The 11,229-nt window shown below is 60.0% G+C and carries 5 protein-coding genes; 3 read left to right on the forward strand and 2 right to left on the reverse strand.

Annotated features, from left to right (window positions below; genetic code table 11):
• Window positions 1–399: 399 nt before the first annotated feature.
• Together CGZ66_RS24455 and CGZ66_RS24460 are read right to left on the reverse strand one after the other, a co-directional pair.
• Window positions 400–720, reverse strand: coding sequence for a hypothetical protein (locus CGZ66_RS24455; protein ID WP_095088810.1), 321 nt, complete (start codon window positions 718–720; stop codon window positions 400–402).
• 41 nt (window positions 721–761) lie between these two features.
• Complete coding sequence (locus tag CGZ66_RS24460) at window positions 762–1,019, reverse strand: hypothetical protein (RefSeq protein WP_095088813.1); 258 nt, start codon at window positions 1,017–1,019, stop codon at window positions 762–764.
• A 466-nt stretch (window positions 1,020–1,485) separates the two neighbouring features.
• On the opposite strand from CGZ66_RS24460, the gene CGZ66_RS24465 reads away from it, so the two are divergent.
• Genes CGZ66_RS24465 through CGZ66_RS24475 form a run of 3 tightly spaced genes read left to right on the forward strand, consistent with a single transcriptional unit; the run spans window position 1,486 to window position 11,217 of the window.
• Window positions 1,486–7,449, forward strand: a complete 5,964-nt coding sequence (locus tag CGZ66_RS24465; RefSeq protein WP_095088818.1) for a DUF3320 domain-containing protein — start codon at window positions 1,486–1,488, stop codon at window positions 7,447–7,449.
• Between the two features lie 13 nt (window positions 7,450–7,462).
• Window positions 7,463–8,587 carry a metallophosphoesterase family protein gene (locus tag CGZ66_RS24470; RefSeq protein ID WP_095088823.1) on the forward strand — a complete coding sequence of 375 codons (1,125 nt, stop codon included), beginning with the start codon at window positions 7,463–7,465 and terminating at the stop codon, window positions 8,585–8,587.
• The gene (locus CGZ66_RS24475; RefSeq protein WP_095088828.1) at window positions 8,584–11,217 is read left to right on the forward strand and encodes an AAA family ATPase; all 2,634 of its coding nucleotides are present in this window, start codon (window positions 8,584–8,586) and stop codon (window positions 11,215–11,217) included. The genes CGZ66_RS24470 and CGZ66_RS24475 overlap by 4 nt, the downstream gene beginning before the upstream one ends.
• Window positions 11,218–11,229 lie beyond the last annotated feature (12 nt).

Consider the following 11,229-nt stretch of genomic DNA (forward strand, 5'->3'; position numbering starts at 1 on the left):
GAGCGCATTCCCATTCTTTAACTTCGCAGCCCTGCTGCGGATTCGTTTCGGCCATTCGGTTGACATGTCGCTTGCCTATCTGACATCACAGCAGTGATGTCTCTTATTGGAATGGGCAGCGACATACGATACCCGGGGTGACGTGTAAACAGTCCTCTCTGTTAGACATGTCTCTGAGCGCATTGCCCTTCCTGGTCGCCGCCCCAGTGTCGGATACCGAACGACTGCTTCTGCGCTTCTTCCTCGGGCGCCCCTTCCAAGACCCAGCCCTCTGAGAGTTTGCCGCGTACCGCGAAACCCGGGACCCGTTGCTCTTTGGCCCGTCATCACCGATGTACCATCTCACGGCGTTAGGCCACTTCTTCGGACTCGGCCGCTCCCCAGTTATCGGGATCGCGGTTATGCCGAGGCCGCCGTGCGCGGTAGGAACTGGCTTATGCAGCATTGAGATATTGTCCTCTCGTGCAGTTCGCGGGCGCGCTGGACCATCTGCGCCGTCGGCTGGATGCGCCAACCGGCATGTTCGTGTCCGACGCGTTCTGCGAGATACTCGTCGACGTCGGCGATCTGCATAGCGTCGACTTTCGTCAGCAGCCTCCATGCCCGGAACCGAAGCCTGTCGACACGCAGCTCGTCGTCGTCCGAAAGCTGCGTCGTCCGATGCGCGGCGTTGTCATTGGCATGGCGACCCCACAATGCCAGGCGGCGCGCCGCAGCCACGTCGTCTCAAGCAGCAATTCCACGCCCGCTCCGAACACTAGTCACAGATGCTCGGCACGAGGCAGGAAAGCCGGGAAGCCCCGGTCCCTGCGGTCGACCTCGGCCTCAGTTGGGAAGCCGCGCAGCCTGTCGAGCTTGTCAGCAGAGATCACGTGGGCACCGCGTGTCTCCGGATCGAATCCGTACTGGCACGACATCTGTCTCGTGCCGCCGATCTCGCCGGTTATGCGATGGGAATCCCATTCCGACTTCTTCAGGATGTCGCGGGACGCTGCAAAGGCGGCAGAACTCGCAGTCAAACAGGCGACTTCAACCCTCAAGCCTTGAACTGAGGGACCGGCCGCTCTCGGGTTGAGCTGCTGTCGCGTTGGGCGACTGGAAGGAGGCGCAAAGCTGTCATGCGCGGCTTCACCTGCGATTGTTTGCTTCGAGCCAAAAGGGGCGAACACCTGTGGTCCTGAAAGGAGCCGGACCAAGGCCCACCAGTTGCGTTGTCCGGACGAACGGGCGCAGTCCGGCCTCAAACGAACGACCAGCGCGGCTCAACGAAACGTGAAGCACGAGCAGCTGCCTCACCACGCAATAGCGTGCTGTCCCGGCAGCAAGGATCACAATTCCTGCAGCGGTCGACAACTGTCGAACTGACCAAGGCGGTTCGAATTTCAGGGATTTATGCTGCTGAAGAACTAAGCGGCGACAATAGCGAGAATTTACTTTCAAATTCTGGCCGCAAAGTTCTATCGTAAATGAAAAAGGGGATAGGGCATGGAAACGAGTTCAGACACTGGCGATGCCGCCGGTATATCAGCCGCGCCCGTAATAGAAGTCGTGGCGGACATCGCCGCCAGCTTTACATATGCGTCCTTCCAAAATGCTATTCCGGTGATCCGGTCTATCGCGCTCAACAACCCGACCCAGCAGGGTTTCGAAAAATGCACTCTCGACCTGACATCGAACCCACCATTTTTGCGCGCCAAGAGTTGGACGATTGATCGGATTGTTGCCGGCGACCGGCTTCCCTTAAGCGACCGAAAAATCGATCTCGACGCCAGCTATCTGGCCGGTCTCAATGAGGCTGAGCGCGGGGAGATAACGCTGCGGCTCACCTCAGGAGGCGCAGTGCTGGCCGAGCAGCGTATTGCTGTGCGCCTGCTTGCTCGCGACGAATGGGGTGGCGTCATCGATATGGCGCAATTGCTACCTGCATTCGTCATGCCGAACGACCCGGCGATCGCAGGATTGCTACGTTCCGCAGCGGAGCGGCTCGCAGCGCATGGTCATGCCTCCAGCCTCGATGGCTATCAAAGCGGCAATCCGCAACGCGCATTCATGCTGGCGGCCGCAATTTATTCGGCCGTTGCCGGTCTATCCCTGCATTATGCAGAGCCTCCTGCAAGCTTCGAAAGCCGAGGCCAAAAAATTCGACGTCCCTCAACAATTACGGCGGAGAGGCTGGCTACCTGTCTCGATGCCAGTCTGTTGTTCGCCTCTGCCCTGGAGGCGACGGGCCTGCATGCCGTCGTCCTTATGTTCCAGGGCCACGCTGCCGTCGGCGCCTGGATAACACAAAAGACGCTCGCCAACGCCATCGAGACCGATGCCATGGAGATACGCAAGGCGCTGGCATCGCGCGAACTGATCGTGTTTGAGACGACCGGTGTAACGCATCGGCCGGCGATGACGCTGGAGGCTGCGCAACGAGCAATCGAACAACGGCTCGACGAAACGCAGGTAGGCACCTTTGTCGCCGCCATCGATATCCGCCGCTCGCGTAGCGGCGGCATTACTCCGCTTGCCTCGCACGAACCGATGCGTCGCAGCGTGGATACCGAAGTGGCAACCGAAATCGCGCTGCCGCTGCCAGCGGCACCGGCCGTGACAGCCCTGCCTGCCGACATCGTCGAGGTGAAGCCGACGACAGCTGCCGGGCGGATCGACCGCTGGCAGAAAAAGCTCCTTGATTTGACACTGCGGAACCGCCTGCTCAATTTTCCGGACTCCAAGAAGACAATTCCGTTTCTTTGTACCGACGTCGGCTATCTAGAGGATCGCCTGATGGCAGGCGCTTCGATCAGGCTCATATCGCTGCCCGAACAGAATCCATTGGGCGAGCGTGATGCTGCCCTCTATCGCGAAGTCCATGGACGTGACCTGCAGCGCGGTTTTGCAGCAGAAGCGCTCCTGCGCGACGAGCTCCCATCGACGCTCGATGGACACCAATTGGAATCCCGACTGATCGATCTTTACCGCCAAGTTCGCAACGACTTTGCCGAGGGCGGCGCGAATACGCTTTTCCTGGCGGTCGGCTTCCTGCGCTGGAAGAAAAAGCCGGAGGACGAGCGCAGCTATCGCGCGCCATTGTTGCTCGTGCCGGTCAAAATCGAGCGCCGCAGCGCAACATCGCGTTTTACCTTGCGCTTTCATGAAGATGAGCCGCGGTTCAACGCAACCTTGTTGCAGTTTCTTGAGCGCGACTTCGAGCTCAAACTGCCTCAGTTCTCCGGGGAGCTGCCCGAAGACGAAAGCGGCGTTGATGTGCCCCGTCTGCTAAGTCTTATGCGTCAGGCAGTGCGCGACGTCCCCGGTATGGAGGTAGTGGACGAGACGGCGCTCTCAACCTTCTCCTTCGCCAAATTCCTGATGTGGAAAGATCTGGTCGAGCGTACCGATGCTCTGCGCGAAAACCGCGTAGTACGCCACCTGATCGATACGCCGGAGATAGCGTTCGAGGGCAGTGGCGCATCATTCCGGGACGAGCGCGAACTCGACCGGCACTATGCCCCGTCCGATATCGTTTCGCTGCTGCCGGCCGACTCTTCACAGACCGCGGCAAGCCTTGCCGCCGCTGAGGGCCGCGACTTTGTCATCATCGGTCCTCCCGGCACTGGCAAGAGCCAGACCATCGCCAACATGATTGCCAACTGTCTTTCAGTTGGCAAAACTGTGCTGTTTGTGGCCGAGAAGACGGCGGCGCTCGATGTGGTGTATCGCCGCCTGCGCGAACATGGCCTGGGCGCGCATTGTCTCGAACTCCATTCCAGTAAGGCGGACCGACGCAACTTTCTCAACCAGCTCAGGATCAGCTGGGAAAGCGGCGTGCGCGTGGACGCCGCGGAGTGGATTGCGATCAATGAGCGGCTTCGCGTCCGTCGCGACGAACTGAATACCTATGTCGAAGCGCTGCATCGGCGCCATATCAATGGTCTCACGCCCTATCTGGCGCTTGGCATCGCTCTCAAGAACAAGCAACGGCATGCTCCGGGATTGTCGTGGCCTTCGCGCGATGGCCATGACGAGGCAAGCCGGCTGGCGCTGGAGCGTATTGCCGCCGAAACAGGTCTCGCATTTCAGTCAGTGGAGATGCGACCGGTCTTGCGTCTCATAGATGTCACCGAGTGGACGTCGGGCTTGCAGGATAACTTGCTCGAAGGGGCAAAGACCCTCAAGAGTGCGTCCGAGGTTCTAGCCACCGCACTCGACGCCTTCCTGGTGAGCATCGGCCTGCGCGCCAAAGGCGATGCGTCAACAGCAGAGCTCGAAGCGCTGCGAAAACTAGCAGGGGCACTCCAGGACAGTGCCGGCTATGACCTCAGCATTGTCTTTGATCGAGATTTCGCCCAGTTGCGGGGAGCCCTCGCGAGTCTCGATGATGCAATCAGGGACTATCGCAAGTCTCGCAAGGACCTGTCGGCACACTATGACGAGGCTGCTGTTGCGCGCATACGAATAGAGAACATAGAGCAGCAATGGCAACAGGCTGCTTCTGCCTTTTGGCCAAACAGTCAGTTGGGCAAACGCAAAGTCCAGAAGCTGCTTCAAGGCTATGTCACAGAGGGCGGGGCCGATCCTCAGCGGGACTTGCCACTGCTGCGCGTGATGCAGGACAGCCGCGCCACTGTCGAAGCCAACATCCTATCTGGCAAGCCGGTCGGATTTGCTGCACTTAATACCGACACCCGTAGTATCGATCAGATACTCTCGATCGCCGAAAGGCTTCGACAGACGCTACGCCTGCCCGGCCTCGGCACGGAGGATCTCAGAGCGCTCCTCCAAGCAACCGCCCCGAGCCTGCGAAGCGGTGCAGCAGATAGTACGATGCGCCATGGGGCAGCTCGCTTCCTTGCGGCTGCTACAGCATTCGAGGCTGCGAGGACCCAATTTGCGATCCCTGCTGGAAAGACGCCTTCGTGGGCAGGACATGATAACCCGCTGACCGAAATGACGACCGCGATGGGAGATTTGCTCAATGCCCGTCATCTTCTGCGGGACTGGACTTCGTGGTGCGGCATACGTCGCAGAGCTGTCAGTCAGAATCTGGGAGCGTTGGTCGACGATATCGAGGCGGGTCTAGTGCGACCAACCGAAGCTCAATCCGCGTTCCGCCTAGGCTACGTGCGCTGGTGGCTGCCGGCCACGCTGGATGCCGATCCGGTGCTGCGAGAGTTCCGGCGCTTCCAGCACGAGCATGCCATCGACGATTTCCGGGAAATCGACGATCTTGTCCGTGCTCAAGCAAGCCTTCGCGTCATCAGCGCCATCGCTCATGGTTTGCCGGCTGTGCAAAGCGTCCCTCGCAATTCCGAGTTGGGCCTGTTGCGCCATCAGATGGAATTGCAGCGGCCCAGCAGGTCAATCCGCGAGATGATCGGTGCTATGCCGTCGAGCTTTGCCAAGCTCGCGCCCTGCATGCTGATGTCGCCTCTTTCAATCGCTCAATACCTACCTCCCGACCAGGCGTTGTTCGACGTAGTCATTTTCGACGAAGCATCGCAGATCACCACCTGGGACGCCGTCGGTGCCATCGCGCGGGCCCATCAAACCATAATCGTAGGCGATCCCAAGCAGTTGCCGCCCACCAATTTCTTTGGCCGCAACGAGGAGAACGAGGAAGTCGTCGAGCACGAAAAGGATCTTGAGAGCATTCTCGACGAAGCCAAAGCGGCCGGCATCCCGGTGCGTGATCTGCGCTGGCATTACCGCAGCCGCAGTGAGTCGCTGATCGCCTTCTCCAACCATCACTACTATCAGAATAGGCTCATCACCTTCCCTTCCCCAACGGTGGAAGATCGGGCAGTGCAGCTGCGAAAAATCACGACCGGCATCTACGACCGAGGAAAAAGTCGCACCAACCGCATCGAAGCCCAGGCGGTCACCGACGAGGCGGTCAGCAGGATGCGGCGTTGGCTGGCCCTTCCGGAAAAGGACCGACCCACGCTCGGAGTCATCACCTTCAACGCGCAACAGCAGTCGCTCATCCTCGACTTTTTCGACAAGGCGCGACAGATGGAGCCGGAGCTTGAATGGTTCTTTGCCGACGATCGTATTGAACCCGCCATCGTCAAGAACCTGGAAAATGTCCAGGGCGACGAGCGTGACATAATCCTGTTTTCGATCACTTTCTCGCAAGATAACGCCGGCAAGCGCTCCATGGATTTCGGCGCGCTAAATCGGGACGGCGGCGAACGCCGGCTGAACGTCGCGGTGACGCGTGCGCGGCAGGAATTGATAGTATTTTCAGGTTTTACCGCCGACCAGATCGACCCCAACCGGACAAAGGCAATCGGTGTACAGCATCTCAAAACCTTCCTCGATTTTGCCGAGCGCGGCGCCGTGGCATTGCCAGCGCAGGAACGCGGACCGGTCGGGGCTTTGGAATCCCCTTTCGAGGAGGCTGTAGCCGCCGAGCTTGAGAAGCGCGGATGGACCATCGTTCCACAAGTTGGCATTTCTGGCTTTCGAGTGGATATAGGGATCCGGCATCCCGATCTTGCCGGAGCCTATCTGGCTGGGGTCGAGTGTGACGGCGCTGCCTATCACAGTTCTGCCACGGCGCGAGATCGAGACAAGGTCCGAGAGCAAGTCCTGCGAGGCCTCGGGTGGAACATTGTCCGGGTATGGTCAACCGATTGGTGGTTTGATCTCGAAGGTTGCACCGAGAGGCTTCATGCCAGCCTGGCCGCGCTGCTCGAGGAAAGCCGTCGCAAGCAAGCTGAACAACAGGAAGGTGAAGCGGTGATCCAATGGGACATGGGACATAAGGTCGACCCCATAGACCCATTGCCAGCCGAAGAGTTTGCATCGATCGGCGAACCTGCAAGCTTGTCGATAAAATCAGAGCCAGAGCTTGTCGCCGCTCCCGTCGCGACGGTAGAGCACCCATCAGCATCTGGAGCAATTTTGCCTGCTGCCGCGAATTCGACGCATGATTCCATACCGACGGACGACCGTTATCGCCTCACAGACCTATCAGCATTCGCTACCAGCCCGGATCATTTTTACGACTTCGCCTACCGAGGCACTTTGCGGACCATGGTCGACGCAGTGATCGAACAGGAAGGCCCGCTGCGAGAAGACGTCCTTGCGCAGCGCATCGCACGGGCGCATGGCTGGCTCAGAACGGGCAACAAGATTCGGGAGCGGATCGACCTGCATCTGCGCGATTTTGATAGAACTGAAGAATCCAGCGGCAGCTTCCTATGGAAGAAGGGGACGGTGGTCGATCTGTTTGATTATCGCATGCCGTTTGACGCCTATGCCCGCCGGTCCATTGCCGACATTCCAATGGCCGAGCTAGCCGCTGTCGTCGTCGCGAACAAAGACATTCTGGAACAGTCGGATCCCGCTCTCGACCTTGCACGTATGCTCGGCGTCGAGCGACTTGCGGCGATATCACGCTCCCGGCTGGATGAGGCCATCGATCGCGCCCGGCACTACCTGGCACAGACATAGTCTCGGAGACTCCATGTTTCGTTTCATCCACAGCTCCGATCTTCATATCGGCAAGCGGTTCGGCAACATGCCGGAGGATCTGCGCGGGCGGCTCCGTGAAGCGCGCCATAGCGCGATCAGCCGGCTGGCAGAACAGGCACGGGTCCATGGTGCATCCACCATATTGCTGGCCGGCGATACGTTCGACACCGAAACGCCTACACCAGCGATGTTGCGGCAGGCCCTTGCCGAGATGAGCCGGAGCGCGCCCTTGCGCTGGATATTGCTCCCTGGCAACCACGATTCACTGTTAGCTGATCAATTGTGGAGCGCTGCGGGCAGCGTTGTGCCGGACAATGTCATACTGGCCACCCGGCCCGAAATCCTGACCATTGCTGCGGACGTGGCGCTGCTGCCCGCACCGTGCACGACCCGCAGACCCGGTCGCGACCTTACCGAGTGGATGAACAACGCCGCGACACCGCAAGGCGCCATCCGGGTCGGACTTGCTCATGGCGCCATTCAGAACTTTTCAGAAGATTCAGTAGCGTCCGACGTCATTGCACCAGATCGCGCGACCAAGGCCGGCCTCGATTATCTGGCACTTGGCGACTGGCACGGGCCCGTCACCATCAATGAGCGCAGCCGCTACAGCGGTGCGCCCGAACCTGACCGTTTCAAGCATGATACACCCGGTCAGGCCCTTGTCGTTTCCATTGCCGGGCCTGGCGCCCTGCCCGAGATCGTGGCCGTCGAAACAGCCAGCTTTTCCTGGAAAACCGCTCCACTGCATTTGCTGTCTGGCGATGACAGCGCGGCGGCATTCGAAGCGTTGCTACCACCGGCAGACTTGCGGCGTCAGACCTTGCTGCGAATTGCCGCGTCTGGCCGGGTACGGGTAAGCGGACGAACCGCCCTCGAAGCCGCGGTCGCGGCAGTCGCGCCGGACTACGCCTATCTGGAGCTGCAAGGGGACGGCCTGGCGACCGACTGCGAAAGCGGCGATTTGGATCGGATCGGTCGCTCCGGCGCCCTTCGCGAGGCAGCGCAGGCACTGTTGGATGAAAGCACCGACGAAAGGCGGTCGACTGTCGAACGCGACATTTCACGACAAGCACTGGTTCGGCTGTTTAGCTATTGCGAGGCGATGGGATCATGAAACTTACAGCCCTTCGGCTGCACAACGTCAAACGGTTCGCTGGGCAAGGCGTCGCCATCGAGAACATAGGCGACGGCGTCAACGTGCTTTGCGCGGTCAATGAATTCGGCAAATCAACTTTCTTCGAAGCACTCCATGCACTCTTTTTCCAGCCTCATACGGGGACGCCCGAAGGCGTAAGACTGCTACGGCCTTATAGTGGTGGCAATCCGGTGGTGGAGGCCGACATCACCACTTCAGAAGGACGCTATCGGCTTACCAAGCAGTTTTATGGTGGCAAGCTGGCCAGCGTTACCGACCTCGAGCGGAGCCGACTGTTGGCTCAAGCGGATGAGGCCGAAGCGTTTATTGGCAATCTAATCCATGGCGGAACCGCAGGACCGGCAGGATTGCTCTGGGTTCGCCAAGGAGTCACCGGCATCGAAAGGCGAAGCAAAAGCGAGGAGGATGGCGACAAACGCGTGCGCGAAAGCCTACTATCCTCGGTTCAGGGGGAAGTTGAAGCCCTGACCGGCGGGCGACGCATGGCGGAAATCGCCGCCGCATGCGAAGAAGAACTCTATAGCCTGGTTACGTCAACGCTGCGTCCCAAGAGCGGCGGTCTCTATGCGGCGGCGCTCGATGAGCGTGACAAACTGCTGAAAAAAGAACTGCGCCTCAGCGCCGAAGTTGCAGGTCTGCGCGATGCGCTCGACAAGCGGCGCATGGCGTTGGCGCGTCTGTCTGAGCTTGAAAACCCTGAAGAAGGCGCTACCCGGCGGGAGGGTATCTCGGCCGCCGAAGCCGCGGTCGAGGCTGCCAAATCGCATAGCGAAGCCCTGAAGGCTGCTGAAGCGGAAGCTGCCCTGGCCGCAATTCACCACGACGCGGCGAAGCAGGCCCTCGATAGTTTTCGGACCGCGCTCAAACGAGCCGCGGATTTGCGCGAGCAGTCGACAATTGCGCAGCTTCGCCGCAGTGAGGTTCTCGATCGGCGCGCTTCTGCCATAGTCGAAAACGAACAAGTGATGGCAGAAGTTCAAGTAGCCGAACAGGAAGAGCGCGAAGCTCGCGAACTGCTCGCGCGGCTGGATGCGACCCTCTTGGCGCGCGACGCAGCCGAACAACTGGCAAGCCTACACAACCGGCTGAAACAAGCCGAAGTCGCCAGAACCCAGATCGAAGATGGAGAGGCAGCGCTGGCGATGCTGGCGGTGCCGGAACAGGCTGTCGAGCAGCTCCAAGCGCTCGAAATCGACATTGCCGGCCTTCGTGCAGCTCAACTGGGAACCCTGCCGACGCTACGCATGGAATATCGGGACGGCGCCGCCGATTTGGTGACCATCGATGCCAAGCCTTTGCTCCATGCAGTAGACCAAAGCTTTGCTGGCACCGTGCGCATAGACATTGCCGGCATCGGAGCTTTGACCCTGCGCTCAATTCGGCCCCAGCAAGCCAACCGGACCATCGAAGAAGCCGAAGCGAAGCACCACAGCCTGCTTGCGTCCCTTGGCGTCGACAGCCTCATGACGGCACGCCAGCGCCTGGTTGAAGCGCGCGACAAGGCTGCCGAACTGGGCTTGGCGCGTCAGCGGCTCGGCGATCTCGCGCCCAAGGGAATACAGCAATTGCACGAGGAGCTTGCCCGACTGAGTGCCCTCGCGGCCGGGAACCTCGAACTTATAGTCGATTCGCGACAGATCCGGCAAAATCATGCAGCAGCCCAGCAGCGTGTGGCGACAACACGCAACAACGTGCGCGAGGCCCTGCCCCTGCGCAGCCACGCCGACGAGGCTGTCATGGCCGCCGAGACTGCTTACCTGACCATCCAGGCGGAACTGACCAGCCTCGAGGTCATATTGGGACCTGACGCAGCGCGCCAGGAAAAGGAGCGCTTGCTCCTTACCGAGGCCACCGCACGACAAACTCTGCGCGAAGCGGCTGAGATGCGCGCTGCGCCGCTGCGCGACGGCGCTCACGATCTCACCAGCGCCGAAGCTGTCCTGCGCCGTGCCCGCTCGGTCCAGGATGCCGCCACGCAGGAAGCAAGTCAGTTGCGTGTAACTCTAGCCGATCTCAATGGCCATATTCGCACCCGGTCCGACGACGCGGTGGAAGAAGCTTGGCGCGAGGCCAGAGAAAAATTGGAAGTCGCTGAAGAGCGAGTGGGACGCTTCGAAATCGAAAAGGCCGTCCTCGACCGGCTGCGTACAACGCTGGTCGCTGCGCGCTCGGCGGCACGCGATCTATATCTCACGCCGGTCATGTCCGAGCTGCGGCCGCTGCTCAGACTGTTATTCGACGACATCTCCATAGTGTTCGATGAGAATACACTGTTGCCGCAGACCGTTCGTCGCAATGGTCAGGACGAGGATGTCGAGAGGTTGAGTGGCGGCATGCGAGAACAGCTTTCGGTTCTGACCCGGCTGGCCTTCGCTCGTCTGCTCGCCCGCGACGGGCGACCCACACCGGTTATCCTCGATGACGCGTTGGTCTATTCCGATGACGATCGCATTGAGCGCATGTTCGACGCTTTGCATCGTCAATCACGCGATCAGCAGATTCTCGTTTTCTCCTGTCGCCAACGCGCGTTCGCAAAACTCGGCGGAAACATTTTGCAGATGAGCGACTGGCAACCAGGTAAGTCATAAGCGGAGACGAGA

Source organism: Mesorhizobium sophorae (assembly GCF_002270415.1).
Lineage (GTDB): Bacteria > Pseudomonadota > Alphaproteobacteria > Rhizobiales > Rhizobiaceae > Mesorhizobium > Mesorhizobium sophorae.

Coding starts and splice junctions, on each gene's coding strand:
- CGZ66_RS24470 (WP_095088823.1), top strand. CDS start 7,463: ATGTTTCGTTTCATCCACAGCTCCGATCTTCATATCGGCAAGCGGTTC.
- CGZ66_RS24465 (WP_095088818.1), top strand. CDS start 1,486: ATGGAAACGAGTTCAGACACTGGCGATGCCGCCGGTATATCAGCCGCG.
- CGZ66_RS24475 (WP_095088828.1), top strand. CDS start 8,584: ATGAAACTTACAGCCCTTCGGCTGCACAACGTCAAACGGTTCGCTGGG.